Source organism: Pseudomonas marginalis, from assembly GCF_001645105.1.
GTDB classification, from domain to species: Bacteria; Pseudomonadota; Gammaproteobacteria; order Pseudomonadales; family Pseudomonadaceae; genus Aquipseudomonas; species Aquipseudomonas petroselini.
This window is the reverse complement of sequence record NZ_LKEG01000015.1, coordinates 104,097-129,574: the sequence shown is the minus strand read 5'-3', so window position 1 is coordinate 129,574 and position 25,478 is coordinate 104,097. Positions and strand designations below refer to the sequence as shown.

Genomic DNA, 25,478 nt, shown 5'->3' with positions numbered 1-25,478 from the left:
TGGCTGGTGGCTCTTGCCACCGGCCTTTTTCCGTTCTTGGCTGTCGACTCGGTCGCCGCCATTAACGTGCTGTAGCCACCCGATGCGGTGGTGCAAACCATGGGGTTTGCGAGATTTTCTGGCTGCTCCCGTCGGGAGGGCCAAACAAGCAGGTGACCAAGCTGGGGAACGCTGATGGCTTACTCATATACTGAGAAAAAACGTATCCGCAAGGACTTTAGCAAGTTGCCGGACGTCATGGATGTCCCGTACCTTCTGGCTATCCAGCTGGATTCGTATCGTGAATTCTTGCAGGCGGGAGCGACCAAAGATCAGTTCCGCGACGTGGGCCTGCATGCGGCCTTCAAATCCGTTTTCCCGATCATCAGCTACTCCGGCAATGCTGCGCTGGAGTACGTCGGTTATCGCCTGGGCGAACCGGCATTTGATGTCAAAGAATGCGTGTTGCGCGGTGTCACGTACGCCGTACCTTTGCGGGTAAAAGTCCGCCTGATCATTTTCGACAAAGAATCGTCGAACAAAGCGATCAAGGACATCAAAGAGCAAGAAGTCTACATGGGCGAAATCCCATTGATGACTGAGAACGGTACCTTCGTTATCAACGGTACCGAGCGTGTTATCGTTTCCCAGCTGCACCGTTCCCCGGGCGTGTTCTTCGACCACGACCGCGGCAAGACGCACAGCTCCGGCAAACTCCTGTACTCCGCGCGGATCATTCCGTACCGCGGTTCGTGGTTGGACTTCGAGTTCGACCCGAAAGACTGCGTGTTCGTGCGTATTGACCGTCGTCGCAAGCTGCCGGCCTCGGTACTGCTGCGTGCGCTCGGCTATACCACTGAGCAAGTGCTGGACGCTTTCTACACCACCAACGTATTCAGCCTGAAGGATGAAACCCTCAGCCTGGAGCTGATTGCTTCGCGTCTGCGTGGTGAAATTGCCGTACTGGACATCCAGGATGAAAAGGGCAAGGTCATTGTTGAGGCTGGCCGTCGTATTACTGCGCGCCACATCAACCAGATCGAAAAAGCCGGTATCAAGTCGCTGGATGTGCCTCTGGACTACGTCCTGGGTCGCACCACCGCTAAGGTTATTGTTCACCCGGCCACAGGCGAAATCCTGGCTGAGTGCAACACCGAGCTGAACACCGAGATCCTGGCAAAAATCGCCAAGGCTCAGGTCGTTCGCATCGAGACCCTGTATACCAACGATATCGACTGCGGTCCGTTCATCTCCGACACATTGAAGATCGACTCCACCAGCAACCAATTGGAAGCGCTGGTCGAGATCTATCGCATGATGCGTCCTGGCGAGCCACCAACCAAAGACGCTGCCGAAACCCTGTTCAACAACCTGTTCTTCAGCCCTGAGCGTTATGACCTGTCTGCGGTCGGCCGGATGAAGTTCAACCGTCGTATCGGTCGTACCGAAATCGAAGGTTCAGGCGTGCTGTGCAAGGAAGACATCGTTGCGGTCCTGAAGACTCTGGTCGACATCCGTAACGGCAAAGGCATTGTCGATGACATCGACCACCTGGGTAACCGTCGTGTTCGCTGCGTAGGCGAAATGGCCGAGAACCAGTTCCGCGTTGGCCTGGTACGTGTTGAGCGTGCGGTCAAAGAGCGTCTGTCGATGGCTGAAAGCGAAGGCCTGATGCCGCAAGACCTGATCAACGCCAAGCCAGTGGCTGCGGCGGTGAAAGAGTTCTTCGGTTCCAGCCAGCTCTCGCAGTTCATGGACCAGAACAACCCGCTCTCCGAGATCACCCACAAGCGCCGTGTTTCCGCACTGGGCCCGGGCGGTCTGACGCGTGAACGTGCAGGCTTTGAAGTTCGTGACGTACACCCGACGCACTATGGTCGTGTATGCCCGATCGAAACGCCGGAAGGTCCGAACATCGGTCTGATCAACTCCCTGGCCGCTTATGCGCGCACCAACCAGTATGGCTTCCTCGAGAGCCCGTACCGTGTGGTGAAAGACGCTCTGGTCACCGACGAGATCGTATTCCTGTCCGCCATCGAAGAAGCTGATCACGTGATCGCTCAGGCTTCGGCCACGATGAACGACAAGAAAGTCCTGATCGACGAGCTGGTAGCTGTTCGTCACTTGAACGAGTTCACCGTCAAGGCGCCGGAAGACGTCACCTTGATGGACGTATCGCCGAAGCAGGTAGTTTCGGTTGCTGCGTCGCTGATCCCGTTCCTGGAGCACGATGACGCCAACCGTGCGTTGATGGGTTCCAACATGCAGCGTCAAGCTGTACCCACCCTGCGTGCTGACAAGCCGCTGGTAGGTACCGGCATGGAGCGTAACGTAGCCCGTGACTCCGGCGTTTGCGTCGTGGCTCGTCGTGGCGGCGTGATCGACTCCGTTGATGCGAGCCGTATCGTGGTTCGTGTTGCCGATGACGAAGTTGAAACTGGCGAAGCCGGTGTCGACATCTACAACCTGACCAAATACACCCGCTCGAACCAGAACACCTGCATCAACCAGCGTCCGCTGGTACGTAAGGGTGATCGCGTTCAGCGCAGCGACATCATGGCTGACGGCCCGTCCACCGACATGGGTGAATTGGCACTGGGTCAGAACATGCGCATCGCGTTCATGGCATGGAACGGCTTCAACTTCGAAGACTCCATCTGCCTGTCCGAGCGTGTTGTTCAAGAAGACCGTTTCACCACGATCCACATTCAGGAACTGACCTGTGTGGCACGTGACACCAAGCTTGGGCCAGAAGAAATCACTGCAGACATCCCGAACGTGGGTGAAGCTGCACTGAACAAGCTGGACGAAGCCGGTATCGTTTACGTAGGTGCTGAAGTAGGCGCAGGCGACATCCTGGTTGGTAAGGTCACTCCGAAAGGCGAGACCCAACTGACGCCGGAAGAAAAACTGCTGCGTGCCATCTTCGGTGAAAAAGCCAGCGACGTTAAAGACACCTCCCTGCGCGTACCTACCGGTACCAAGGGCACTGTCATCGACGTACAGGTCTTCACTCGTGACGGTGTTGAGCGTGATGCTCGTGCGCTGTCCATCGAGAAGACTCAACTCGACGAGATCCGCAAGGACCTGAACGAAGAGTTCCGTATCGTTGAAGGCGCGACCTTCGAACGTCTGCGTTCCGCGCTGGTAGGCCACAAGGCCGAAGGCGGCGCAGGCCTGAAAAAAGGTCAGGACATCACCGACGAAATCCTCGACGGTCTTGAGCACGGCCAGTGGTTCAAACTGCGCATGGCTGAAGATGCTCTGAACGAGCAGCTCGAGAAGGCCCAGGCCTACATCGTTGATCGCCGCCGTCTGCTGGACGACAAGTTCGAAGATAAGAAGCGCAAACTGCAGCAGGGCGATGACCTAGCTCCAGGCGTGCTGAAAATCGTCAAGGTTTACCTGGCAATCCGTCGCCGCATCCAGCCGGGCGACAAGATGGCCGGTCGTCACGGTAACAAGGGTGTGGTCTCCGTGATCATGCCGGTTGAAGACATGCCGCACGATGCCAATGGCACCCCGGTCGACGTCGTCCTCAACCCATTGGGCGTACCTTCGCGTATGAACGTTGGTCAGATCCTTGAAACCCACCTGGGCCTCGCGGCTAAAGGTTTGGGCGAGAAGATCAACCGTATGATCGAAGAGCAGCGCAAGGTCGCTGACCTGCGCAAGTTCCTGCACGAGATCTACAACGAGATCGGCGGCCGCAAAGAAGAGCTGGATACCTTCTCCGACCAGGAAATCCTGGATCTGGCGAAGAACCTGCGCGGCGGCGTTCCAATGGCTACCCCGGTGTTCGACGGTGCCAAGGAAAGCGAAATCAAGGCCATGCTGAAACTGGCAGATCTGCCAGAAAGCGGCCAGATGCAGCTGTTCGACGGCCGTACCGGTAACAAGTTTGAGCGCCCGGTTACTGTTGGCTACATGTACATGCTGAAGCTGAACCACTTGGTAGACGACAAGATGCACGCTCGTTCTACCGGTTCGTACAGCCTGGTTACCCAGCAGCCGCTGGGTGGTAAGGCTCAGTTCGGTGGTCAGCGTTTCGGGGAGATGGAGGTCTGGGCACTGGAAGCATACGGTGCTGCTTACACTCTGCAAGAAATGCTCACAGTGAAGTCGGACGATGTGAACGGTCGGACCAAGATGTACAAAAACATCGTGGACGGCGATCACCGTATGGAGCCGGGCATGCCCGAGTCTTTCAACGTGTTGATCAAAGAAATTCGTTCCCTCGGCATCGATATCGATCTGGAAACCGAATAACACGTGACGCGAATCGAGAGCGGGGCTGTTTAGCCCGCTCTCTGCTCCGCCAGGAGGAAAGGCCTTGAAAGACCTACTGAATTTGCTGAAAAACCAGGGTCAAGTCGAAGAGTTCGACGCCATCCGTATTGGATTGGCATCGCCTGAGATGATCCGTTCGTGGTCGTTCGGTGAAGTTAAAAAGCCGGAAACCATCAACTACCGTACGTTCAAACCTGAGCGTGACGGCCTGTTCTGCGCCAAGATCTTTGGCCCGGTAAAGGATTACGAGTGCCTGTGCGGTAAGTACAAGCGCTTGAAGCACCGTGGCGTTATCTGCGAGAAGTGCGGTGTTGAAGTTGCACTGGCCAAGGTTCGTCGTGAGCGCATGGCGCACATCGAACTGGCTTCGCCGGTTGCCCACATCTGGTTCCTGAAATCGCTGCCGTCCCGTATCGGCTTGCTGATGGACATGACCCTGCGTGATATCGAGCGCGTTCTCTATTTCGAGAGCTATGTCGTTATCGATCCAGGCATGACCACCCTTGAAAAAGGTCAGCTGCTGAACGACGAGCAGTACTTCGAAGCGCTGGAAGAGTTTGGCGACGATTTCGATGCCCGCATGGGTGCCGAAGCTGTCCGCGAACTGCTGCACGCTATCGACCTGGAGCACGAGATTGGCCGCCTGCGCGAAGAAATTCCGCAAACCAACTCGGAAACCAAGATCAAGAAGCTGTCCAAGCGTCTGAAGTTGATGGAAGCCTTCCAGGGTTCCGGCAACTTGCCAGAGTGGATGGTGCTGACCGTTTTGCCGGTTCTGCCGCCAGACCTGCGTCCGCTGGTACCGTTGGACGGTGGTCGTTTTGCGACGTCCGACCTTAACGACCTGTACCGCCGCGTGATCAACCGTAACAACCGCTTGAAGCGCCTGCTTGATCTGTCCGCTCCGGACATCATCGTGCGCAACGAAAAGCGTATGTTGCAGGAAGCTGTCGATGCCTTGCTCGACAACGGTCGTCGTGGCCGCGCTATCACCGGTTCCAACAAGCGTCCTCTGAAATCCCTGGCTGACATGATCAAGGGTAAGCAAGGTCGTTTCCGTCAGAACTTGCTCGGTAAGCGTGTTGACTACTCCGGTCGTTCGGTAATTACCGTAGGCCCGACCCTGCGTCTGCACCAGTGCGGTCTGCCTAAGAAGATGGCACTTGAGCTGTTCAAGCCATTCATCTTCGGCAAGCTGGAAATGCGCGGTCTCGCGACCACCATCAAAGCGGCCAAGAAAATGGTCGAGCGCGAACTGCCAGAGGTTTGGGACGTTCTCGCTGAAGTGATTCGCGAACACCCGGTTCTCCTCAACCGTGCACCGACCCTTCACCGTCTGGGTATCCAGGCGTTTGAGCCGGTACTGATCGAAGGTAAGGCTATCCAGCTGCACCCTCTGGTCTGTGCTGCGTACAACGCCGACTTCGACGGCGACCAAATGGCCGTGCACGTACCGCTGACACTGGAAGCCCAGTTGGAAGCGCGTGCGTTGATGATGTCGACCAACAACATTCTGTCGCCAGCCAACGGTGAGCCAATCATCGTTCCGTCGCAGGACGTTGTATTGGGTCTGTACTACATGACGCGTGAAGCGATCAACGCCAAGGGCGAAGGTCGTGTATTCGCTGATCTGCAGGAAGTTGACCGTGTGTTCCGTGCCGGCGAAGCCGCACTGCACGCCAAGGTCAAAGTGCGGATCAACGAAACCGTCAATGACCGTGATGGCGGCAGCGTGACCAACACCCGTATCGTCGACACCACTGTCGGCCGTGCGCTGTTGTATCAAGTTGTGCCAAAAGGTCTGTCGTACGACGTTGTTAACTTGCCGATGAAGAAAAAGGCGATCTCCAAGCTGATCAACCAGTGCTACCGCGTGGTTGGTTTGAAAGAGACCGTGATCTTCGCTGACCAGTTGATGTACACAGGTTTTGCTTATTCGACCATTTCCGGCGTTTCGATCGGTGTTAACGACTTCGTTATCCCGGATGAAAAAGCCCAGATCATCGGTGCTGCTACCGATGAAGTGAAAGAGATCGAAAGCCAGTACGCATCCGGCTTGGTAACCCAGGGCGAGAAGTACAACAAGGTGATCGACCTTTGGTCCAAGGCCAACGACGAAGTGTCGAAGGCGATGATGGCTAACCTTTCGAAAGAAAAGGTTATCGACCGTCATGGTGTAGAAGTCGATCAAGAGTCGTTCAACTCGATGTACATGATGGCCGACTCGGGCGCACGGGGTTCTGCTGCGCAGATCCGTCAGCTCGCCGGTATGCGTGGCCTGATGGCCAAGCCGGACGGTTCTATCATCGAAACGCCGATCACTGCGAACTTCCGTGAAGGTTTGAGCGTACTTCAGTACTTCATCTCGACTCACGGTGCTCGTAAAGGTCTGGCGGATACCGCGTTGAAAACCGCTAACTCCGGTTACCTGACTCGCCGTCTGGTAGACGTTGCACAAGACTTGGTTGTGACTGAAGTCGACTGCGGTACCGAGCACGGTCTGCTGATGACTCCGCACATCGAAGGCGGCGACGTTGTAGAACCGTTGGGTGAGCGCGTACTGGGTCGAGTAATCGCCCGTGACGTATTCAAGCCAGGTACCGAGGAAATTATTGTTCCTGCCGGCACCCTGGTAGACGAGAAGTGGGTCGAGTTCATCGAACTCAACAGCATCGACGAAGTGATCGTTCGCTCGCCGATCAGCTGCGAAACCCGCTACGGCATTTGCGCCAAGTGCTACGGTCGTGACTTGGCTCGTGGTCACCAAGTGAACATCGGTGAAGCGGTCGGCGTTATCGCTGCCCAGTCCATCGGTGAGCCGGGTACCCAGCTGACCATGCGTACGTTCCACATCGGTGGTGCGGCAAGCCGGACCTCTGCAGCCGACAGCGTTCAGGTGAAGAATGGCGGTACCGTCCGTCTACACAACCTGAAACACGTTGAGCGAGTGGATGGCCACCTGGTTGCTGTGTCCCGTTCCGGTGAGCTGGCGATCGCTGATGACTACGGTCGTGAGCGTGAGCGCTACAAACTGCCGTACGGTGCTGTGATTTCGGTTAAAGAAGGTGACAAGGTCGACGCTGGCGCAATCGTGGCTAAGTGGGACCCGCACACTCACCCAATCGTTACCGAAATGAAAGGTACCGTGACCTACGTGGGCATGGAAGAAGGCATCACGATCAAGCGTCAGACTGACGAATTGACCGGTATGACCAACATTGAAGTACTCGACGCCAAAGATCGTCCAGCTGCCGGTAAAGACATCCGTCCTGCCGTGAAGATGGTCGACGACAACGGCAAGGATCTGTTGCTGCCAGGCACTGACGTAATCGCTCAGTACTTCCTGCCAGCCAACGCCTTGGTCGGTGTGGCGGATGGTGCGAAGATCGCGATCGGTGATGTTATCGCGCGTATCCCGCAAGAAACTTCGAAAACCCGCGACATTACCGGTGGTCTGCCGCGTGTTGCCGACTTGTTCGAAGCTCGTCGTCCGAAAGAAGCGTCGATTCTGGCTGAAGTCAGCGGCACCATCGCGTTCGGTAAAGAGACCAAAGGCAAGCGCCGTCTGGTTATTACCCCGAACGACGGTAGCGATCCGTACGAAGAGCTGATTCCGAAGTGGCGTCACCTGAACGTGTTCGAAGGCGAACAGGTAAACCGCGGCGAAGTTATCTCCGACGGCCCAAGCGATCCACACGACATCCTGCGTCTGCTGGGTGTGAGCGCGCTGGCCAAGTACATCGTTAACGAGATCCAGGACGTTTACCGCCTGCAAGGCGTGAAGATCAACGATAAGCACATCGAGACCATCCTGCGTCAGATGCTGCGTAAAGTTGAAATCGCTGAATCCGGCGATTCCAGTTTCATCAAGGGCGACCAGATGGAACTGACTCACGTACTGGTAGAGAACGAACGTCTGGGCGCGGAAGACAAGTTTGTCTCCAAGTTCACTCGTGTGTTGCTGGGTATCACCAAGGCGTCGTTGTCCACTGAGTCGTTCATCTCGGCGGCCTCCTTCCAGGAGACCACTCGCGTACTGACCGAAGCAGCGGTAACCGGCAAGCGCGATTACCTGCGCGGCCTGAAAGAAAACGTGGTCGTGGGTCGTCTGATCCCGGCAGGTACCGGTTTGGCTTACCACAGCGAGCGCAAGCGCCGCCGTGATGCTGACAAGCCGTTGCGCGTAAGCGCCAGTGAAGTGGAAGCTGCACTGACCGAAGCGCTGAACTCAAGCGGTAACTGAGTTCTGCACTAGATAAGTCCGGGCCCTGGCAGCCCCATTCGTCGGAACGAGGCAAATTTGCCCCGGTTCGACGAGAGGGGAGGTCGGGGCCTTGCCTTGACTGGGGGCAAGATCCTCTTTAGACTCTTGTACCCCTAAATTTGGCGGGAATTCGTTCCTGCCATTTTGCTTTTCTTGCAAGACAATAGCGTCGCAAGACAACAGTGGAGCTAGTAGATGGCAACTATCAACCAGCTGGTACGTCAGCCGCGTAAGCGTATCGTCGAGAAATCCGACGTGCCTGCGCTGCAGAACTGCCCGCAACGTCGTGGCGTATGCACTCGCGTGTATACCACTACGCCGAAAAAACCTAACTCGGCACTGCGTAAAGTATGCCGTGTGCGCCTGACCAACGGTTTCGAGGTTTCCTCGTACATCGGTGGTGAAGGTCACAACCTGCAAGAGCACAGCGTGGTACTGATCCGCGGCGGTCGTGTAAAAGACTTGCCAGGTGTTCGTTACCACACCGTACGCGGCTCCTTGGATACTTCCGGCGTTAAAGGTCGTAACCAGGGTCGTTCGAAGTACGGTACCAAGAAGCCTAAGTAGTAGCGGCTTTTTGCAAAACTGAATCATCTTATTTTCTGAGTCGATAAGAGTAAGGTCGGAGGCGTCCCGAAAGGGCACCGATTCCGAGCGAACCTGAAGACCGTTTGAGGGCTTATCCATGCCAAGAAGACGCGTAGCAGCCAAGCGCGAAGTGCTTGACGATCCAAAATACGGAAGCCAAATTCTGGCCAAGTTCATGAACCACGTGATGGAAAGCGGCAAGAAAGCCGTTGCCGAGCGTATCGTTTATGGCGCGCTGGAAAAGGTTAAAGAACGCAAGAACAGCGACCCCCTGGAAATCTTCGAGAAAGCTCTCGACGCCATCGCTCCGCTGGTCGAAGTGAAGTCGCGCCGTGTAGGCGGTGCTACTTACCAGGTTCCGGTTGAAGTTCGTCCGTCCCGTCGTAACGCCCTGGCAATGCGCTGGTTGGTAGACTTCGCCCGTAAGCGTGGCGAGAAGTCTATGGCTCTGCGTTTGGCCGGCGAGTTGTTGGACGCTGCTGAAGGTAAAGGTGCTGCTGTTAAGAAGCGTGAAGACGTGCACCGTATGGCTGAAGCTAACAAAGCTTTCTCGCACTACCGCTTCTAATCTTAGCTTCACTAATTTTGCGAGGGCTTTATGGCTCGTACTACTCCGATTAGCCGCTACCGTAACATCGGTATCGTTGCTCACGTGGATGCTGGTAAAACCACCACCACTGAGCGCGTACTGTTTTACACCGGCAAAAGTCACAAAATGGGCGAGGTGCATGACGGCGCCGCGACCACAGACTGGATGGTTCAGGAGCAGGAGCGTGGTATTACCATTACTTCTGCTGCTATTACCGCCTTCTGGAAGGGTTCCGAGAAACAGTACAAAGACGAGCACCGTTTCAACGTAATCGATACCCCGGGCCACGTAGACTTCACCATTGAAGTTGAGCGTTCCCTGCGCGTACTCGACGGCGCTGTCGTTGTGTTCTGCGGCACCTCGGGTGTTGAGCCTCAGTCGGAAACCGTATGGCGTCAAGCCAACAAATACGGCGTTCCACGTCTTGTTTACGTAAACAAGATGGACCGTGCTGGTGCCAACTTCCTGCGCGTGATCGGTCAGATCAAGCAGCGTCTGGGTCACACCCCGGTGCCAATCCAGTTGGCTATCGGTTCCGAAGACAACTTCCAAGGCCAGATCGATCTGCTGACCATGGAAGCGGTTTACTGGAACGACGCTGACAAAGGTATGGTTCCTGTTCGCAAGCCTATCCCTGCAGAGTTGCAGGAACTGGCTGACGAGTGGCGCAACAACATGGTTGAAGCTGCGGCTGAAGCCAACGAAGAGCTGATGAACAAGTACCTCGAAGGTGAAGAACTCACCAACGTGGAAATCAAGGCTGCTCTGCGTCAGCGTACTATTGCTGGTGAGATCGTCTTGGCTGTTTGCGGTTCCTCGTTCAAGAACAAGGGTGTTCCCCTGGTTCTCGATGCTGTGATCGACTATCTGCCAGCACCTGTTGATATTCCTGCCATCAAGGGTACTGACCCGGATGACGAGACTATCGAACTGGAGCGTCATGCAGACGACGCAGAACCGTTCTCCGCTCTGGCATTTAAAATTGCCACTGACCCATTCGTGGGTACCTTGACCTTCGTCCGTGTTTACTCGGGCGTGTTGAACTCCGGCGACGGCGTGATCAACTCGGTTAAAGGCAAGAAAGAGCGCGTGGGTCGTATGGTGCAAATGCACGCAAACGCCCGTGAAGAAATCAAGGAAGTACGCGCTGGTGACATCGCGGCCTTGATTGGCATGAAGGACGTCACCACTGGTGAAACTTTGTGCAACGCTGACAAGCCAATCATCCTGGTTCGCATGGACTTCCCGGAGCCGGTTATTTCGGTTGCCGTAGAGCCTAAGACCAAGGATGACCAGGAAAAAATGGGTATCGCTCTGGGCAAGCTTGCTCAGGAAGATCCATCTTTCCGCGTCAAAACTGATGAAGAGACTGGTCAAACGATCATCTCCGGCATGGGCGAGTTGCACCTGGACATCCTGGTTGACCGGATGCGCCGTGAGTTCAACGTCGAAGCCAACATCGGTAAGCCTCAGGTTTCCTATCGTGAGCGCATCACGAAGAACTGTGAAATCGAAGGCAAGTTCGTTCGTCAGTCCGGCGGTCGTGGTCAGTTCGGTCACTGCTGGATCCGTTTTGCTCCTGCTGACGAAGGTCAGGAAGGTCTGCAATTCGTGAACGAAGTAGTAGGTGGTGTTGTTCCTAAGGAATACATCCCTGCTATCCAGAAGGGTATCGAAGAGCAGATGAAGAACGGTGTTGTTGCCGGCTATCCGCTGATCGGCCTGAAAGCAACCGTTTTTGACGGTTCTTACCACGACGTCGACTCCAACGAGATGGCGTTTAAGGTGGCTGCTTCCATGGCAACCAAGCAACTGGCCCAAAAGGGCGGTGGTGAGTTGCTTGAGCCAATCATGGCGGTAGAAGTTGTTACACCTGAAGACTATATGGGTGATGTCATGGGCGACCTTAACCGTCGTCGCGGCATGATCTTGGGTATGGAAGACACGGTTTCCGGCAAAGTGATTCGCGCCGAGGTTCCGTTGGGTGAGATGTTCGGTTATGCGACCGACGTTCGCTCCATGTCCCAGGGTCGCGCAAGCTACTCTATGGAATTCAAAAAATACAACACAGCTCCGGCGCACATCGCTGAAACTGTATCCAAAAAACAAGGCTGATTCAGTCCTTTAGGCAAGGAGTTAATTGTCGTGGCTAAAGAAAAATTTGATCGTTCCCTACCGCACGTCAACGTTGGCACTATCGGTCACGTTGACCACGGTAAAACCACTCTGACTGCTGCTCTGACTCGCGTTTGCTCCGAAGTATTCGGTTCTGCAATCGTTGATTTCGATAAAATCGACAGCGCACCAGAAGAGAAAGCTCGTGGTATCACCATCAACACCGCGCACGTTGAATACAACTCGCTGATCCGTCACTACGCTCACGTTGACTGCCCAGGTCACGCTGACTATGTGAAGAACATGATCACCGGTGCTGCCCAGATGGACGGTGCGATCCTGGTTTGCTCGGCCGCTGATGGTCCGATGCCACAAACCCGTGAGCACATCCTGCTGTCCCGTCAGGTAGGCGTTCCGTACATCGTGGTTTACCTGAACAAGGCTGACCTGGTAGACGACGCTGAGCTGCTGGAACTGGTTGAGATGGAAGTGCGCGATCTGCTGAGCACTTACGACTTCCCAGGCGACGACACTCCGATCATCATCGGTTCCGCTCGTATGGCTCTGGAAGGCAAAGACGACAACGAAATGGGCACCACGTCCGTTCGTAAACTGGTTGAGACTCTGGACAGCTACATCCCAGATCCAGTCCGTGTTATCGACAAGCCGTTCCTGATGCCAATCGAAGACGTATTCTCGATCTCCGGTCGTGGTACTGTTGTGACTGGTCGTATCGAGCGCGGTATCGTTAAGGTTCAAGATCCGCTGGAAATCGTTGGTCTGCGTGACACTACCGTCACCACCTGCACCGGTGTTGAAATGTTCCGTAAGCTGCTCGACGAAGGTCGTGCTGGCGAGAACTGCGGCGTTCTGCTGCGTGGTACCAAGCGTGACGACGTTGAGCGTGGCCAGGTTCTGGTCAAGCCAGGTTCGGTTAAGCCGCACACCAAGTTCGAAGCTGAAGTGTACGTGCTGAGCAAAGAAGAAGGCGGTCGCCACACTCCGTTCTTCAAAGGCTACCGTCCACAGTTCTACTTCCGTACTACTGACGTGACTGGTAACTGCGAGCTGCCGGAAGGCGTTGAAATGGTAATGCCAGGCGACAACATCAAAATGGTTGTCACCCTGATCAAAACCATCGCAATGGAAGACGGTCTGCGTTTCGCTATCCGCGAAGGTGGCCGTACCGTTGGTGCTGGTGTTGTAGCTAAAATCATCGAGTAATTATCTCTTCTGAGGTAGCTCGGTTTTTTGAGAAGGCCCCCGCTTAGCGGGGGCCTTTTTTATTGGGTTGACACCTATCTGGGGCGTCTATAGAATTGCGCCTCCTTTTAACGGGCGTATTGCGCTCGCTGGGAATAGCAGCCGGAGTCTGAAATCCAATGCAAAATCAGCAAATCCGTATCAGGTTGAAGGCTTTTGACCATCGCCTGATCGACCAATCCACCCAGGAAATCGTGGAAACCGCGAAACGTACTGGTGCTCAAGTGCGTGGTCCAATTCCACTGCCTACCCGTAAAGAGCGGTTCACCGTTCTGGTCTCCCCGCACGTCAACAAAGACGCGCGTGACCAGTACGAGATCCGTACTCATAAGCGCGTACTGGACATCGTCCAGCCAACGGATAAAACCGTTGATGCACTTATGAAGCTCGATCTGGCGGCCGGTGTGGAAGTACAGATCAGCCTCGGCTAAGACTTGGGTCTTAGTCGTGTAACGCTCTGAAATGGGCGGCCATAGCGGGTGAAAGCCCCGTACACTCATGAGGTTTACAACATGACTATTGGTGTAGTCGGTCGTAAATGCGGTATGACCCGTATTTTCACCGAAGAAGGTGTCTCCATTCCGGTCACGGTCATTGAGATCGAACCGAATCGCGTCACCCAGTTCAAAACTGAAGAGACCGATGGCTATCGTGCAGTGCAAGTCACTGTCGGCGAGCGTCGTGCTTCGCGCGTGACTGCTGCTCAAGCAGGTCACTTCGCTAAAGCAAACGTTGCAGCTGGTCGCACTGTTATGGAGTTCCGTCTCGAAGACGGCGACTACCAGGCTGGCGATCTGATCAACGCTGAAATCTTCGCCGCTGGTCAACTGGTTGATGTAACCGGTCAGTCCAAAGGTAAAGGCTTCCAGGGTACGATCAAGCGTTGGAATTTCCGTGGCCAAGACAACACTCACGGTAACTCCGTTTCCCACCGCGTCCCGGGCTCTATTGGCCAGTGCCAGACTCCTGGTCGTGTATTCAAGGGCAAAAAAATGTCCGGTCATATGGGCGCTGAGCGCGTGACCGTGCAGTCCCTCGAAGTAGTGCGCGTCGACGCTGAACGCAATCTGTTGTTGGTCAAGGGTGCTGTTCCTGGCGCTACTGGCGGCAACCTGGTTGTACGTCCAGCGGCCAAGGCTCGCGGTTAAGGGGAAGCTGACATGCAATTAAATGTAAATGACGCTCAAGCGATCGAAGTTTCCGAACTGACGTTTGGCGGCGAGTTCAACGAGACGCTGGTTCACCAAGCAGTCGTGGCCTACATGGCCGGCGGCCGTCAAGGTAGCAAGCAGCAAAAGACCCGTTCCGACGTTCGTGGTGGCGGTAAGCGCCCTTGGCGTCAGAAAGGTACTGGCCGTGCTCGTGCCGGTACTATCCGTAGCCCAATCTGGCGTGGCGGCGGTACCACTTTCGCAGCTCGTCCACAGGATCACTCGCAGAAGCTCAACAAGAAGATGTACCGCGCAGCTCTGCGCTCCATCCTTGCTGAACTCGTGCGTACTGACCGTCTGGTCGTGGTTCAGGATTTCGCTGTTGAAAGTCCAAAAACCAAAGATCTGCTGGGCAAACTGAACAACATGAGCCTGACCGACGTTTTGATCGTGTCGGAAGCTGTTGATCAGAACCTGTACCTGGCTGCTCGCAACCTGCCACACGTTGATGTACGTGACGTGCAAGGTTCCGATCCAGTTAGTCTGATCGCATACGACAAGGTTTTGATCACCGTGTCGGCCGTGAAGAAATTCGAGGAGCTGCTGGGATGAACCAGGAACGCGTATTTAAAGTTCTGCTTGGCCCGCACGTTTCCGAAAAGGCTACGGTTCTGGCTGACAAGAAAGGCCAGTTCGTTTTCAAGGTTGCAACTGACGCAACCAAGCTGGAAATCAAGAAGGCCGTCGAAAGCCTGTTCAGCGTGAAAGTAGAGCGTGTTACTACCCTGAATGTTCTGGGTAAGAGCAAGCGCACTGCTCGCGGTCTGGGCAAGCGTAATGACTGGAAGAAGGCAGTTATCTCCCTTCAGCCAGGCCAAGATCTCGATTTCAGCAGCAGTGCTGAGTAAGGAAGGGGTGCATCATGGCAATCGTTAAATGCAAACCGACTTCCCCTGGCCGCCGTTTTGTGGTCAAGGTGGTCAACCAGGAGCTGCATAAAGGCGCTCCTCACGCACCGCTGCTCGAGAAAAAATCGAAGACTGGTGGTCGTAACAACAATGGTCGTATTACCACTCGTCACATCGGTGGTGGCCATAAGCAGCATTATCGTCTGGTCGATTTCCGTCGCAACGACAAAGATGGCATCTCCGCCACTGTCGAGCGTATTGAATACGATCCAAACCGTACTGCTCACATCGCACTGCTGCTGTACGCAGATGGCGAGCGTCGCTACATCATCGCCCCTAAAGGCGTGAGTGCTGGTGACCAGCTGATCGCAGGTGCCTTGGCACCGATCAAGCCGGGCAACGCTCTGCAACTGCGCAACATTCCAGTTGGTAGCACCGTACACGGCATCGAATTGAAGCCAGGTAAAGGCGCGCAAATCGCTCGTTCCGCTGGTGCTTCGGCTCAGCTGATCGCTCGTGAAGGTGTCTACGTGACCCTGCGTCTGCGTTCTGGTGAGATGCGTAAAGTGCTGGCTGAATGCCGCGCGACCCTGGGCGAAGTCTCGAACTCCGAGCACAGCCTGCGTTCGCTGGGTAAAGCTGGTGCCAAACGCTGGCGTGGCGTTCGCCCAACCGTTCGTGGTGTTGCCATGAACCCGGTTGACCACCCACACGGTGGTGGTGAAGGTCGTACCTCTGGTGGTCGTCATCCGGTATCGCCATGGGGCTTCCCGACTAAGGGCGCGAAGACTCGTGGTAATAAGCGTACCGACAAAATGATCGTCCGTCGTCGCAAGTAAATAGAGGGATACGACAGTGCCACGTTCTCTGAAAAAAGGTCCTTTTATTGATCTTCACCTACTGAAGAAGATCGAAGTGGCGGCGGAAAAGAACGATCGCAAACCAGTTAAGACCTGGTCGCGTCGTTCGATGATCCTGCCACAAATGGTCGGTTTGACCATCGCTGTACACAACGGTCGCTTGCACGTCCCAGTTCTCGTGAACGAAGACATGGTCGGCCACAAACTAGGCGAGTTTGCCGGTACCCGCACTTATCGTGGGCACGTGGCAGACAAGAAAGCCAAGCGTTAAGGGGTTAGGAAATGGAAGTAGCCGCTAAGTTGTCGGGCGCTCGAATCTCCGCCCAGAAAGCCCGCTTGGTCGCCGACCAGATCCGCGGGAAGAAGGTGGGCGAAGCGCTCAACCTGTTGGCTTTCAGCAGTAAGAAAGCCGCCGAGATCATGAAGAAAGTGCTGGAGTCGGCCGTAGCCAACGCCGAGCATAACGAAGGCGCAGACGTTGATGACCTGAAGGTCAGCACCGTTTTCGTCAACGAAGGGCGTTCGCTGAAGCGCATCATGCCACGTGCCAAAGGCCGTGCTGATCGCATCGTCAAGCGGTCTTGCCATATCACTGTCAAGGTTGCTGACAAGTAACGGAGTCGAAGAGATGGGTCAGAAAGTACATCCCATTGGCATTCGCCTGGGAATCGTCAAGGAGCACACCTCCGTCTGGTACGCAGACGGTCGGACTTATGCGGACTATTTGTTCGCTGATCTGAAGGTGCGTGAGTATCTCCAAGACAAACTAAAAAGCGCGTCCGTAAGCCGTATCGATATCCATCGTCCGGCGCAAACTGCACGTATCACCATCCACACCGCTCGTCCAGGTATCGTTATCGGGAAGAAAGGTGAAGATGTTGAGAAACTGCGTCAGGACCTGACCAAGCAAATGGGTGTGCCTGTGCACATCAATATCGAAGAGATCCGTAAGCCGGAGCTCGACGGTATGCTGGTTGCGCAGAGCGTAGCTCAGCAGCTGGAGCGTCGCGTAATGTTCCGTCGCGCTATGAAGCGCGCTGTACAGAACGCCATGCGCATTGGTGCCAAAGGCATCAAAATCCAAGTGAGCGGTCGTCTCGGCGGTGCTGAAATCGCACGTACTGAATGGTATCGCGAAGGTCGTGTGCCACTGCACACCCTGCGTGCCGACATCGACTATGCCAACTACGAAGCTCACACCACTTACGGTGTGATCGGTGTAAAGGTTTGGATCTTCAAAGGCGAAGTAATTGGTGGTCGCCAAGAAGAACTGAAACCACAAGCACCAGCGCCTCGTAAAAAAGCTGCTAAGTAAGGGGTACGCCAAATGTTGCAACCTAAGCGTACGAAGTTCCGCAAGCAGATGACAGGCCACAACCGTGGTCTGGCTCAGCGCGGTAGCAAAGTCAGCTTCGGCGAGTTCGCGCTGAAGTCTGTAGCTCGTGGTCGTCTCACCGCTCGTCAGATCGAGTCAGCGCGTCGTGCTCTGACCCGTCACGTAAAACGTGGCGGCAAGATCTGGATCCGTGTATTCCCGGACAAGCCGATCTCCAAAAAACCTCTCGAGGTTCGGATGGGTAAAGGTAAGGGTAACGTGGAATACTGGGTAGCCCAGATTCAGCCAGGTAAAGTCCTGTATGAAATCGAGGGTGTTTCTGAAGAGCTGGCGCGTGAGGCTTTCGCCCTGGCTGCTGCAAAGCTGCCGCTCGCCACCTCCTTTGTTAAACGGACGGTGATGTGATGAAAGCGAATGAACTTCGTGAAAAATCCGCACAGCAGCTGAACGAGCAACTGCTCGGCCTGCTGCGCGACCAGTTCAATCTGCGTATGCAGAAAGCAACTGGCCAGTTGGGGCAGTCTCATCTGCTCTCGCAAGTTAAGCGTGACATTGCTCGCGTGAAGACTGTGCTCAACCAGCAGGCAGGTAAGTGATCATGGCTGAAGCCGAAAAGACTGTCCGTACGCTGACTGGCCGTGTTGTCAGCGACAAGATGGACAAAACCATCACCGTTTTGATCGAGCGTCGCGTTAAGCACCCGATCTACGGTAAATATGTTAAGCGTTCGACTAAGCTGCACGCGCACGACGAAACCAACCAGTGCCACATCGGCGACAAAGTCACTATTCGTGAAACTCGTCCGCTGGCCAAGACCAAGTCTTGGGCGCTGGTTGATGTTCTCGAACGCGCTGTGGAAGTCTAAGGACTAGGGGTCGGAGAAATTATATGATTCAGACTCAATCCATGCTCGATGTGGCCGATAACAGCGGCGCTCGCCGCGTTATGTGCATCAAGGTGCTGGGTGGCTCCCATCGTCGTTACGCTGGTATCGGTGACATCATCAAAGTTACCGTGAAGGAAGCAATTCCTCGCGGTAAAGTGAAAAAGGGCCAAGTGATGACTGCTGTTGTAGTCCGCACTCGTCACGGTGTACGCCGTGCTGATGGCTCCATTATCCGCTTTGATGGCAACGCTGCTGTTCTTCTGAACAACAAGCAAGAGCCGATCGGCACCCGTATCTTTGGGCCAGTGACCCGTGAACTTCGTACTGAGAAGTTCATGAAGATCGTCTCGCTCGCCCCAGAAGTGCTGTAAGGAGATCCGACATGCAAAAGATTCGTCGTGACGACGAGATCATCGTGATCGCCGGCAAAGACAAAGGTAAGCGCGGTAAGGTGCTTAAGGTTCTCGCTAATAACCGTCTGGTTATCGGTGGTCTGAACCTGGTTAAGCGTCATACCAAGCCTAACCCGATGTCGGGCGTACAAGGCGGTATCGTCGAAAAAGAAGCTCCACTGGACGCTTCTAACGTCGCCATTTTCAACGGCGAAACCAACAAGGCTGACCGCGTTGGTTTCAAAGTAGAAGATGGCAAGAAAATTCGTGTCTTCAAGTCGACCCAAAAAGCGGTTGATGCTTGAACACTGCTAGGTAGAAGACCATGGCACGACTAAAAGAGATTTACTGGAAAGAAATCGCACCGAAACTTAAGGAAGAACTTAAGCTTTCGAACGTGATGGAAGTTCCACGCGTTACCAAAATCACCCTGAACATGGGTCTTGGCGAAGCGGTCGGCGACAAAAAAGTCATCGAACACGCTGTAGCTGACCTGGAAAAGATCACCGGTCAAAAAGTCGTTGTGACTTACGCTCGGAAATCCATCGCTGGCTTTAAAGTCCGTGAAGGTTGGCCGATCGGCGTCAAAGTGACTCTGCGCCGTGAGCGTATGTACGAATTCCTGGATCGTCTGCTGTCGATCTCCCTGCCTCGGGTTCGCGACTTCCGCGGCCTGAATGCCAAGTCCTTCGATGGTCGTGGTAACTACAGCATGGGCGTGAAAGAGCAGATCATCTTCCCGGAAATCGACTACGACAAGATCGATGCTCTCCGCGGTCTGGACATCACCCTGACCACCACTGCCAAGAACGATGATGAAGGTCGCGCCCTGCTGCGTGCTTTCAAATTCCCGTTCCGCAACTGATTGGAGTAGGACCATGGCCAAGATGAGCATGAAAAACCGCGAGCTGAAGCGTCAGCTCACGGTTGCCAAGTACGCCAAGAAGCGTGCAGCACTGAAAGCAATCATCGTTGATCTGAACGCAAGTCCAGAAGCGCGTTGGGAAGCTACAGTTGCCCTGCAGAAGCAGCCACGTGACGCAAGCGCTTCGCGCATGCGTAACCGCTGCCGCCTGACCGGTCGTCCACACGGCGTTTACCGCAAGTTCGGCCTCGGCCGTAACAAACTGCGTGAAGCGGCAATGCGTGGTGACGTACCAGGTCTGGTTAAAGCCAGCTGGTAAGTACTTTCAACGTCCGGGTGGTCTGAGTCGCAAGATACTGACCGCCGGTGACCTTGAATCTGGAACAAGCCCCTTTTGGGGCTTGTTTCATTTCCGTAGTGTGTCTAAAATACGCGGCTCGCCTGAGCCCGTGTTTTTTACGCTCGGAGATTCTCGGCGACATATGTAGCCGCAAGGCTAATTTTTTTGTATTAGGAGCGTCTAGCCCATGAGTATGCAGGACCCGTTAGCGGACATGCTAACTCGTATCCGTAATGCCCAGATGGCTGAAAAGTCCGTCGTAAGCATGCCATCTTCCAAGTTGAAGGTAGCTGTTGCCAAAGTCCTGAAAGACGAAGGCTACATTGCGGGTTATCAGATCAGCAGCGAAACCAAGCCACTGCTGTCCATCGAGCTGAAGTACTTCGAAGGCCGTTCGGTCATCGAGGAAGTGAAGCGCGTTAGCCGTCCAGGCCTGCGTCAGTACAAGTCCGCCGAAGATCTGCCGAAAGTTCGTGGCGGTCTGGGTGTGTCTATCGTCTCCACCAACAAAGGTGTGATGACGGATCGTGCTGCGCGCGCTGCCGGTGTCGGCGGCGAAGTTCTTTGCACTGTGTTCTAAGGGGGGATAAGCATGTCACGCGTCGCTAAGAACCCCGTTAAGCTGCCAGCCGGTGTCGAAGTCAAATTCGCAGGCCAACAGCTTTCGGTGAAGGGTGCCAAGGGTACTCTTGAACTGAACATCCATTCGTCCGTTGAGATCGTTGAAGAAGCTGGTGAGCTGCGTTTCGCTGCTCGCAATGGCGATCAACAAACTCGCGCAATGGCCGGTACCACGCGTGCGTTGGTAAACAACATGGTCCAAGGCGTAAGCCAAGGCTTCGAGCGTAAGCTCCAGCTGGTCGGTGTTGGTTACAAAGCGCAAGCAAAAGGCACGGTTTTGAACCTGGCCCTTGGCTTCTCGCACCCAGTGGATTACGAACTGCCGGAAGGCATCACCGCTGAGACCCCTAGCCAAACCGATATCCTGATCAAGGGCATCGATAAGCAGCTGGTAGGTCAGGTGGCCGCTGAGATCCGCGACTTCCGTCCACCAGAGCCGTACAAAGGCAAAGGTGTGCGCTACGCGGACGAAGTCGTCCGTCGTAAAGAAGCCAAGAAGAAGTAGGGCATAGCAAATGACCGACAAAAAAGTTACTCGACTGCGTCGCGCTCGCAAAGCACGCCTGAAAATGCACGAACTCGAAGTCGTGCGTCTCTGCGTGTATCGCTCGTCGCAGCACATCTACGCCCAGGTCATCTCGGCCGACGGCAACAAAGTCCTGGCAAGCGCCTCGACTTTGGATAAAGAACTGCGTGATGGTGCCACTGGCAACATCGACGCGGCCACAAAGGTTGGCCAGCTGGTCGCTACGCGTGCTAAGGCCGCCGGCGTCTCGCAAGTGGCTTTCGACCGCTCTGGCTTCAAGTACCACGGTCGCGTGAAAGCGCTGGCTGATGCTGCTCGTGAAGCTGGGCTGGAGTTCTAAGTTATGTCAAATAACGACCAAAAGCGCGACGAAGGCTACATTGAGAAGCTGGTTCAAGTTAACCGCGTAGCCAAAACCGTTAAAGGCGGCCGTATCTTCACTTTCACCGCGTTGACCGTGGTAGGTGATGGTAAAGGGCGTGTTGGCTTCGGCCGTGGCAAGTCACGTGAAGTGCCTGCTGCGATCCAGAAGGCAATGGAAGCTGCTCGTCGCAACATGATCCAAGTTGATCTGAACGGCACCACTCTGCAGTACGCAATGAAATCCGCCCATGGCGCTTCCAAGGTGTACATGCAGCCTGCTTCTGAAGGTACCGGTATCATCGCTGGCGGCGCTATGCGTGCTGTCCTCGAAGTGGCTGGTGTTCAGAACGTTCTGGCCAAGTGCTACGGCTCGACTAACCCGGTAAACGTGGTTCACGCCACTTTCAAAGGTTTGAAAGCTATGCAATCTCCTGAGTCCATCGCTGCCAAGCGTGGTCTGACTGTCAAGGAGATCTTCTGATCATGGCTACCGTTAAAGTAACGCTGATCAAAAGCATGACCGGCCGCATCCCTAACCACAAACTGTGCGTTAAAGGTTTGGGTCTGCGTCGCATCGGTCACACTGTAGAAGTCCAGGATACTCCCGAGAATCGCGGGATGATCAACAAGGCTTACTACATGCTGCGTGTAGAGGGTTAATCGATGAAACTCAATGATCTGAGTCCAGCGCCGGGTTCCCGTCGCGAAAAGCATCGTCCGGGCCGTGGTATCGGTAGCGGTTTGGGTAAGACTGGTGGCCGTGGCCACAAAGGTCAAACCTCCCGCTCCGGTGGCACCATCGCTCCAGGCTTTGAAGGCGGTCAACAGCCGCTGCATCGTCGCCTGCCTAAGTTCGGTTTCGTATCCCTGAAAGCTATGGATCGCGCAGAAGTGCGTCTGTCCGAGCTGGCTAAAGTGGAAGGCGACATCGTTACTGTGCAGACCCTGAAAGATGCCAACGTGATCAACGTCAACGTACAGCGTGTGAAAATCATGCTGTCCGGTGAAGTGACTCGCGCTGTCACTATCGGCAAGGGAATCGGCGCCACCAAAGGTGCGCGTTCGGCTATCGAAGCAGCTGGCGGCAAGTTCGAGGAATAAATGGCTAAGCAAGGTGCTCTCTCAGCGCTCGGCAAAGGCGGTATGTCTGAACTTTGGGCTCGTCTGCGTTTTCTGTTCCTGGCGATTATCGTCTACCGAATAGGCGCACACATCCCGGTTCCAGGTATCAACCCGGACCGACTCGCAGACCTGTTTCGACAGAATGAGGGGACCATTCTTAGCTTGTTCAACATGTTTTCCGGCGGCGCGCTGGAACGGATGAGCATCTTTGCACTGGGGATCATGCCGTACATCTCGGCATCGATCATCATGCAACTGATGACCGCCGTCAGCCCGCAGCTGGAGCAGTTGAAGAAGGAAGGTGAAGCTGGCCGTCGCAAGATTAGCCAGTACACCCGCTACGGCACTGTCATCCTCGCCCTGGTTCAAGCTATCGGCATGTCCGTTGGCTTGGCCGGGCAGGGTGTTGCGTTCACTGGTGACTTTGGCTTCCATTTCGTCGCGGTATCCACGTTTGTGGCTGGTGCGATGTTCATGATGTGGCTGGGTGAGCAGATTACTGAGCGTGGTGTTGGTAACGGTATCTCGATGTTGATTTTCGCAGGTATCGTCGCCGGTCTTCCGAGAGCAATCGGGCAGTCTTTCGAGTCTGCGCGTCAGGGTGATATCAATATTTTCGCCCTGGTTGCCATCGGTTTGCTGGCAGTAGCGATTATCGGTTTTGTGGTGTTCATTGAGCGTGGCCAGCGTCGTATTGCTGTTCACTACGCCAAGCGTCAGCAGGGCCGTAAGGTCTTTGCTGCGCAGACCAGCCACTTGCCGCTGAAAGTGAATATGGCCGGTGTTATTCCGGCAATTTTCGCGAGCAGCATTTTGCTGTTTCCGGCTTCGTTGGGTACCTGGTTTGGTCAGTCTGAAAATATGGGCTGGCTGCAGGACCTCTCTCAGTCGATCGCTCCTGGTCAGCCGTTGAATATTCTGCTGTTTAGTGCAGGGATTATTTTCTTCTGCTTCTTCTATACGGCGTTGATGTTCAATCCGAAAGACGTAGCGGAAAACCTGAAGAAGTCCGGTGCCTTTATTCCGGGCATCCGTCCAGGTGAGCAGTCTGCGCGCTACATTGATGGCGTTCTGACTCGTTTGACCCTGTTCGGTGCTCTATATATGACGGCCGTGTGCTTGCTTCCCCAGTTCCTGGTGGTTGCAGCAAACGTTCCGTTCTACCTTGGCGGGACCTCGTTGCTGATCGTGGTCGTGGTTGTGATGGACTTCATGTCCCAAGTACAATCGCACCTCGTTTCGCACCAGTACGAATCCCTGATGAAGAAAGCCAACCTGAAGGGCTACGGCAGCGGCATGTTGCGCTGAGTACCCCATAAGGTTCGAGGAGTTGGTGATGAAAGTTCGTGCATCGGTGAAAAAGCTGTGCCGTAACTGCAAGATTATTCGCCGCGAAGGTGTTGTTCGAGTAATTTGCAGCGCGGAACCGCGTCACAAACAGCGCCAAGGCTGAGTGTGATCCGCTTGAAGCCCGGCAGCTAGTGCGCTGCCGGGTTGATTATTTGTTATTACAGCGATATTATCTCGCGCCCTATTTCTTGGCTTCCGGGGCGTAGGTAGCTGTCAATTGGAGTCCCACTGAATGGCCCGTATTGCAGGCGTTAACATTCCAGATAACAAGCACACTGTTATCTCGCTGACCTACATCTATGGTGTTGGTCGCACTACTGCGCAGAAAATTTGCGCAGATACTGGGGTAAACCCAGCCGCAAAGATCAAAGATCTGAGCGACGAGCAGATTGAGCTGTTGCGTGGCGAAGTGGCGAAGTTCACCACTGAAGGTGACCTGCGTCGCGAAATCAACATGAAAATCAAGCGTTTGATGGACCTCGGTTGCTACCGTGGTCTGCGTCATCGTCGTGGTCTTCCAGTGCGCGGTCAGCGTACCAAGACTAACGCGCGTACCCGTAAAGGTCCGCGTAAGCCGATCCGCAAGTAATCGCCCACGCGAATCGACAGGAAAATTATCATGGCAAAACCTGCTGCTCGTCCTCGTAAAAAAGTTAAAAAGACAGTGGTTGATGGCATCGCCCACATCCATGCATCTTTTAACAACACCATCGTGACCATCACCGACCGTCAAGGTAACGCGCTTTCTTGGGCTACCTCCGGTGGTTCGGGTTTCCGCGGTTCCCGCAAGTCCACCCCGTTTGCTGCTCAAGTAGCTGCTGAACGTGCTGGTCAAGCTGCGCTGGAATACGGCCTGAAAAACCTCGACGTTAACGTCAAAGGTCCAGGTCCAGGTCGTGAGTCTGCTGTCCGTGCTTTGAACGGCTGTGGCTATAAGATCGCCAGCATCACCGACGTGACGCCAATCCCGCACAACGGGTGCCGTCCGCCGAAGAAGCGCCGCGTGTAATCCAGGAGATTGTAAAGAATGGCTCGTTACATTGGTCCAAAATGCAAACTCGCTCGTCGTGAAGGCACCGATCTCTTCTTGAAGAGCGGCGTGCGCGCGATCGAATCGAAGTGCAACATTGAAGCAGCACCTGGTATCCACGGCCAACGCCGCGGTCGCCAGTCCGATTACGGCACCCAACTGCGTGAAAAGCAGAAGGTCCGTCGTATCTACGGCGTTCTCGAGCGTCAGTTCAGCGGCTACTACAAAGAAGCTGCTGGCAAGAAAGGTGCAACCGGTGAAAACCTGCTGCAACTGCTCGAATGCCGTCTGGACAACGTTGTATACCGTATGGGCTTTGGTTCGACTCGTGCCGAATCCCGTCAGCTGGTATCGCACAAATCGATCAGCGTTAACGGTCAGACCGTAAACGTTCCGTCCTACCAGGTTCGTGCTGGTGACGTGGTCGCAGTCCGCGAGAAAGCAAAAAACCAACTTCGCATTGTCCAAGCTCTCGATCTGTGTGCCCAACGTGGCCGCGTAGAATGGGTAGAAGTAGACACTGAGAAGAAGTCGGGCGTTTTCAAGAACGTTCCTGCTCGCAGTGATCTGTCCGCCGACATCAACGAAAGCCTGATTGTCGAGCTCTACTCCAAGTAAGGGCTAGAAAATAGGTGCATCC

32 protein-coding genes are annotated in these 25,478 nt (G+C 54.8%); all 32 read left to right on the top strand.

The genetic code is table 11. The annotated features are described in order from the left end of the window. Positions 1–174: 174 nt before the first annotated feature. The 32 genes from rpoB (at position 175) to rpsD (ending at position 25,456) form a co-directional block, all read left to right on the top strand. Positions 175–4,248 (top strand): DNA-directed RNA polymerase subunit beta, encoded by a 4,074-nt coding sequence (rpoB, locus tag AO064_RS02005; protein ID WP_015886138.1) that lies wholly within the window; start codon positions 175–177, stop codon positions 4,246–4,248. A 64-nt stretch (positions 4,249–4,312) separates the two neighbouring features. After that, positions 4,313–8,512, top strand: a complete 4,200-nt coding sequence (gene rpoC, locus AO064_RS02000; RefSeq protein ID WP_015886137.1) for a DNA-directed RNA polymerase subunit beta' — start codon at positions 4,313–4,315, stop codon at positions 8,510–8,512. A gap of 216 nt (positions 8,513–8,728) precedes the next feature. Then, entirely contained in the window at positions 8,729–9,100 is a 372-nt protein-coding gene (gene rpsL / locus AO064_RS01995) for a 30S ribosomal protein S12 (RefSeq protein WP_002555494.1), read from the top strand. Between the two features lie 118 nt (positions 9,101–9,218). After that, positions 9,219–9,689 (top strand): 30S ribosomal protein S7, encoded by a 471-nt coding sequence (gene rpsG / locus AO064_RS01990; RefSeq protein ID WP_002555493.1) that lies wholly within the window; start codon positions 9,219–9,221, stop codon positions 9,687–9,689. Between the two features lie 30 nt (positions 9,690–9,719). Continuing rightward, entirely contained in the window at positions 9,720–11,825 is a 2,106-nt protein-coding gene (fusA, locus tag AO064_RS01985) for an elongation factor G (protein ID WP_015886136.1), read from the top strand. 30 nt (positions 11,826–11,855) lie between these two features. Continuing rightward, a complete protein-coding gene (tuf, locus tag AO064_RS01980; protein WP_003176426.1) occupies positions 11,856–13,049 on the top strand; it encodes an elongation factor Tu in 1,194 nt (397 codons plus the stop codon). A 158-nt stretch (positions 13,050–13,207) separates the two neighbouring features. Further along, complete coding sequence (rpsJ, locus tag AO064_RS01975; RefSeq protein WP_003186070.1) at positions 13,208–13,519, top strand: 30S ribosomal protein S10; 312 nt, start codon at positions 13,208–13,210, stop codon at positions 13,517–13,519. 81 nt (positions 13,520–13,600) lie between these two features. Continuing rightward, positions 13,601–14,236, top strand: a complete 636-nt coding sequence (gene rplC / locus AO064_RS01970) for a 50S ribosomal protein L3 (RefSeq protein ID WP_003194649.1) — start codon at positions 13,601–13,603, stop codon at positions 14,234–14,236. 12 nt (positions 14,237–14,248) lie between these two features. Continuing rightward, the gene (gene rplD, locus AO064_RS01965) at positions 14,249–14,851 is read left to right on the top strand and encodes a 50S ribosomal protein L4 (protein ID WP_003176424.1); all 603 of its coding nucleotides are present in this window, start codon (positions 14,249–14,251) and stop codon (positions 14,849–14,851) included. Continuing rightward, complete coding sequence (rplW, locus tag AO064_RS01960) at positions 14,848–15,147, top strand: 50S ribosomal protein L23 (RefSeq protein WP_002555488.1); 300 nt, start codon at positions 14,848–14,850, stop codon at positions 15,145–15,147. Before rplD ends, rplW begins: the two co-directional genes overlap by 4 nt. Before the next feature lie 14 nt (positions 15,148–15,161). Continuing rightward, a complete protein-coding gene (gene rplB, locus AO064_RS01955; RefSeq protein ID WP_003176423.1) occupies positions 15,162–15,986 on the top strand; it encodes a 50S ribosomal protein L2 in 825 nt (274 codons plus the stop codon). Positions 15,987–16,002: 16 nt separating this feature from the next. Continuing rightward, positions 16,003–16,278, top strand: coding sequence for a 30S ribosomal protein S19 (gene rpsS / locus AO064_RS01950; protein ID WP_003232420.1), 276 nt, complete (start codon positions 16,003–16,005; stop codon positions 16,276–16,278). A gap of 11 nt (positions 16,279–16,289) precedes the next feature. Next, the gene (gene rplV, locus AO064_RS01945; RefSeq protein WP_003103908.1) at positions 16,290–16,622 is read left to right on the top strand and encodes a 50S ribosomal protein L22; all 333 of its coding nucleotides are present in this window, start codon (positions 16,290–16,292) and stop codon (positions 16,620–16,622) included. A 13-nt stretch (positions 16,623–16,635) separates the two neighbouring features. Beyond that, a complete protein-coding gene (rpsC, locus tag AO064_RS01940) occupies positions 16,636–17,322 on the top strand; it encodes a 30S ribosomal protein S3 (protein ID WP_003176422.1) in 687 nt (228 codons plus the stop codon). Positions 17,323–17,334: 12 nt separating this feature from the next. Then, on the top strand, positions 17,335–17,748 hold the full coding sequence (rplP, locus tag AO064_RS01935; protein WP_003176421.1) for a 50S ribosomal protein L16: 414 nt from the start codon (positions 17,335–17,337) through the stop codon (positions 17,746–17,748). Further along, positions 17,748–17,939, top strand: coding sequence for a 50S ribosomal protein L29 (rpmC, locus tag AO064_RS01930; RefSeq protein WP_002555481.1), 192 nt, complete (start codon positions 17,748–17,750; stop codon positions 17,937–17,939). The genes rplP and rpmC overlap by 1 nt, the downstream gene beginning before the upstream one ends. Positions 17,940–17,941: 2 nt before the next feature. Continuing rightward, the gene (rpsQ, locus tag AO064_RS01925; protein WP_003176419.1) at positions 17,942–18,208 is read left to right on the top strand and encodes a 30S ribosomal protein S17; all 267 of its coding nucleotides are present in this window, start codon (positions 17,942–17,944) and stop codon (positions 18,206–18,208) included. Between the two features lie 23 nt (positions 18,209–18,231). Then, positions 18,232–18,600 (top strand): 50S ribosomal protein L14, encoded by a 369-nt coding sequence (gene rplN / locus AO064_RS01920; protein WP_002555479.1) that lies wholly within the window; start codon positions 18,232–18,234, stop codon positions 18,598–18,600. Between the two features lie 11 nt (positions 18,601–18,611). Continuing rightward, positions 18,612–18,926 (top strand): 50S ribosomal protein L24, encoded by a 315-nt coding sequence (rplX, locus tag AO064_RS01915; RefSeq protein ID WP_003176416.1) that lies wholly within the window; start codon positions 18,612–18,614, stop codon positions 18,924–18,926. Between the two features lie 20 nt (positions 18,927–18,946). After that, positions 18,947–19,486 (top strand): 50S ribosomal protein L5, encoded by a 540-nt coding sequence (rplE, locus tag AO064_RS01910; protein ID WP_003176415.1) that lies wholly within the window; start codon positions 18,947–18,949, stop codon positions 19,484–19,486. A 13-nt stretch (positions 19,487–19,499) separates the two neighbouring features. Continuing rightward, entirely contained in the window at positions 19,500–19,805 is a 306-nt protein-coding gene (gene rpsN / locus AO064_RS01905; protein ID WP_003176414.1) for a 30S ribosomal protein S14, read from the top strand. 208 nt (positions 19,806–20,013) lie between these two features. Continuing rightward, complete coding sequence (rpsH, locus tag AO064_RS01900) at positions 20,014–20,406, top strand: 30S ribosomal protein S8 (protein WP_010566853.1); 393 nt, start codon at positions 20,014–20,016, stop codon at positions 20,404–20,406. A 12-nt stretch (positions 20,407–20,418) separates the two neighbouring features. Beyond that, complete coding sequence (gene rplF, locus AO064_RS01895; RefSeq protein WP_003176412.1) at positions 20,419–20,952, top strand: 50S ribosomal protein L6; 534 nt, start codon at positions 20,419–20,421, stop codon at positions 20,950–20,952. Positions 20,953–20,962: 10 nt separating this feature from the next. Continuing rightward, on the top strand, positions 20,963–21,313 hold the full coding sequence (gene rplR / locus AO064_RS01890) for a 50S ribosomal protein L18 (RefSeq protein ID WP_015886135.1): 351 nt from the start codon (positions 20,963–20,965) through the stop codon (positions 21,311–21,313). A gap of 3 nt (positions 21,314–21,316) precedes the next feature. After that, positions 21,317–21,817, top strand: coding sequence for a 30S ribosomal protein S5 (gene rpsE, locus AO064_RS01885; RefSeq protein ID WP_003176409.1), 501 nt, complete (start codon positions 21,317–21,319; stop codon positions 21,815–21,817). Positions 21,818–21,819: 2 nt separating this feature from the next. Beyond that, positions 21,820–21,996, top strand: coding sequence for a 50S ribosomal protein L30 (gene rpmD / locus AO064_RS01880; RefSeq protein WP_003176408.1), 177 nt, complete (start codon positions 21,820–21,822; stop codon positions 21,994–21,996). Positions 21,997–21,999: 3 nt separating this feature from the next. Next, on the top strand, positions 22,000–22,437 hold the full coding sequence (gene rplO, locus AO064_RS01875) for a 50S ribosomal protein L15 (protein WP_003176407.1): 438 nt from the start codon (positions 22,000–22,002) through the stop codon (positions 22,435–22,437). Then, a complete protein-coding gene (gene secY, locus AO064_RS01870; RefSeq protein WP_003176406.1) occupies positions 22,438–23,766 on the top strand; it encodes a preprotein translocase subunit SecY in 1,329 nt (442 codons plus the stop codon). Positions 23,767–23,794: 28 nt separating this feature from the next. Then, positions 23,795–23,911 carry a 50S ribosomal protein L36 gene (gene rpmJ / locus AO064_RS29930; protein ID WP_002555468.1) on the top strand — a complete coding sequence of 39 codons (117 nt, stop codon included), beginning with the start codon at positions 23,795–23,797 and terminating at the stop codon, positions 23,909–23,911. Positions 23,912–24,040: 129 nt separating this feature from the next. Then, a complete protein-coding gene (gene rpsM / locus AO064_RS01865; protein ID WP_003210063.1) occupies positions 24,041–24,397 on the top strand; it encodes a 30S ribosomal protein S13 in 357 nt (118 codons plus the stop codon). Positions 24,398–24,427: 30 nt separating this feature from the next. Then, on the top strand, positions 24,428–24,817 hold the full coding sequence (gene rpsK / locus AO064_RS01860) for a 30S ribosomal protein S11 (RefSeq protein WP_002555466.1): 390 nt from the start codon (positions 24,428–24,430) through the stop codon (positions 24,815–24,817). 18 nt (positions 24,818–24,835) lie between these two features. Beyond that, entirely contained in the window at positions 24,836–25,456 is a 621-nt protein-coding gene (rpsD, locus tag AO064_RS01855) for a 30S ribosomal protein S4 (RefSeq protein WP_003176404.1), read from the top strand. The last annotated feature ends 22 nt before the right edge of the window (positions 25,457–25,478 follow it).

What these genes read in the sequence shown, in the direction of transcription:
- rpoB (WP_015886138.1), top strand. Translation starts at nt 175, where the DNA reads ATGGCTTACTCATATACTGAGAAAAAACGTATCCGCAAGGACTTTAGC.
- rpsL (WP_002555494.1), top strand. Translation starts at nt 8,729, where the DNA reads ATGGCAACTATCAACCAGCTGGTACGTCAGCCGCGTAAGCGTATCGTC.
- rpsG (WP_002555493.1), top strand. Translation starts at nt 9,219, where the DNA reads ATGCCAAGAAGACGCGTAGCAGCCAAGCGCGAAGTGCTTGACGATCCA.
- fusA (WP_015886136.1), top strand. Translation starts at nt 9,720, where the DNA reads ATGGCTCGTACTACTCCGATTAGCCGCTACCGTAACATCGGTATCGTT.
- rpsJ (WP_003186070.1), top strand. Translation starts at nt 13,208, where the DNA reads ATGCAAAATCAGCAAATCCGTATCAGGTTGAAGGCTTTTGACCATCGC.
- rplC (WP_003194649.1), top strand. Translation starts at nt 13,601, where the DNA reads ATGACTATTGGTGTAGTCGGTCGTAAATGCGGTATGACCCGTATTTTC.
- rplD (WP_003176424.1), top strand. Translation starts at nt 14,249, where the DNA reads ATGCAATTAAATGTAAATGACGCTCAAGCGATCGAAGTTTCCGAACTG.
- rplW (WP_002555488.1), top strand. Translation starts at nt 14,848, where the DNA reads ATGAACCAGGAACGCGTATTTAAAGTTCTGCTTGGCCCGCACGTTTCC.
- rplB (WP_003176423.1), top strand. Translation starts at nt 15,162, where the DNA reads ATGGCAATCGTTAAATGCAAACCGACTTCCCCTGGCCGCCGTTTTGTG.
- rplV (WP_003103908.1), top strand. Translation starts at nt 16,290, where the DNA reads ATGGAAGTAGCCGCTAAGTTGTCGGGCGCTCGAATCTCCGCCCAGAAA.
- rpsC (WP_003176422.1), top strand. Translation starts at nt 16,636, where the DNA reads ATGGGTCAGAAAGTACATCCCATTGGCATTCGCCTGGGAATCGTCAAG.
- rplP (WP_003176421.1), top strand. Translation starts at nt 17,335, where the DNA reads ATGTTGCAACCTAAGCGTACGAAGTTCCGCAAGCAGATGACAGGCCAC.
- rpmC (WP_002555481.1), top strand. Translation starts at nt 17,748, where the DNA reads ATGAAAGCGAATGAACTTCGTGAAAAATCCGCACAGCAGCTGAACGAG.
- rpsQ (WP_003176419.1), top strand. Translation starts at nt 17,942, where the DNA reads ATGGCTGAAGCCGAAAAGACTGTCCGTACGCTGACTGGCCGTGTTGTC.
- rplN (WP_002555479.1), top strand. Translation starts at nt 18,232, where the DNA reads ATGATTCAGACTCAATCCATGCTCGATGTGGCCGATAACAGCGGCGCT.
- rplX (WP_003176416.1), top strand. Translation starts at nt 18,612, where the DNA reads ATGCAAAAGATTCGTCGTGACGACGAGATCATCGTGATCGCCGGCAAA.
- rplE (WP_003176415.1), top strand. Translation starts at nt 18,947, where the DNA reads ATGGCACGACTAAAAGAGATTTACTGGAAAGAAATCGCACCGAAACTT.
- rpsN (WP_003176414.1), top strand. Translation starts at nt 19,500, where the DNA reads ATGGCCAAGATGAGCATGAAAAACCGCGAGCTGAAGCGTCAGCTCACG.
- rpsH (WP_010566853.1), top strand. Translation starts at nt 20,014, where the DNA reads ATGAGTATGCAGGACCCGTTAGCGGACATGCTAACTCGTATCCGTAAT.
- rplF (WP_003176412.1), top strand. Translation starts at nt 20,419, where the DNA reads ATGTCACGCGTCGCTAAGAACCCCGTTAAGCTGCCAGCCGGTGTCGAA.
- rplR (WP_015886135.1), top strand. Translation starts at nt 20,963, where the DNA reads ATGACCGACAAAAAAGTTACTCGACTGCGTCGCGCTCGCAAAGCACGC.
- rpsE (WP_003176409.1), top strand. Translation starts at nt 21,317, where the DNA reads ATGTCAAATAACGACCAAAAGCGCGACGAAGGCTACATTGAGAAGCTG.
- rpmD (WP_003176408.1), top strand. Translation starts at nt 21,820, where the DNA reads ATGGCTACCGTTAAAGTAACGCTGATCAAAAGCATGACCGGCCGCATC.
- rplO (WP_003176407.1), top strand. Translation starts at nt 22,000, where the DNA reads ATGAAACTCAATGATCTGAGTCCAGCGCCGGGTTCCCGTCGCGAAAAG.
- secY (WP_003176406.1), top strand. Translation starts at nt 22,438, where the DNA reads ATGGCTAAGCAAGGTGCTCTCTCAGCGCTCGGCAAAGGCGGTATGTCT.
- rpmJ (WP_002555468.1), top strand. Translation starts at nt 23,795, where the DNA reads ATGAAAGTTCGTGCATCGGTGAAAAAGCTGTGCCGTAACTGCAAGATT.
- rpsM (WP_003210063.1), top strand. Translation starts at nt 24,041, where the DNA reads ATGGCCCGTATTGCAGGCGTTAACATTCCAGATAACAAGCACACTGTT.
- rpsK (WP_002555466.1), top strand. Translation starts at nt 24,428, where the DNA reads ATGGCAAAACCTGCTGCTCGTCCTCGTAAAAAAGTTAAAAAGACAGTG.
- rpsD (WP_003176404.1), top strand. Translation starts at nt 24,836, where the DNA reads ATGGCTCGTTACATTGGTCCAAAATGCAAACTCGCTCGTCGTGAAGGC.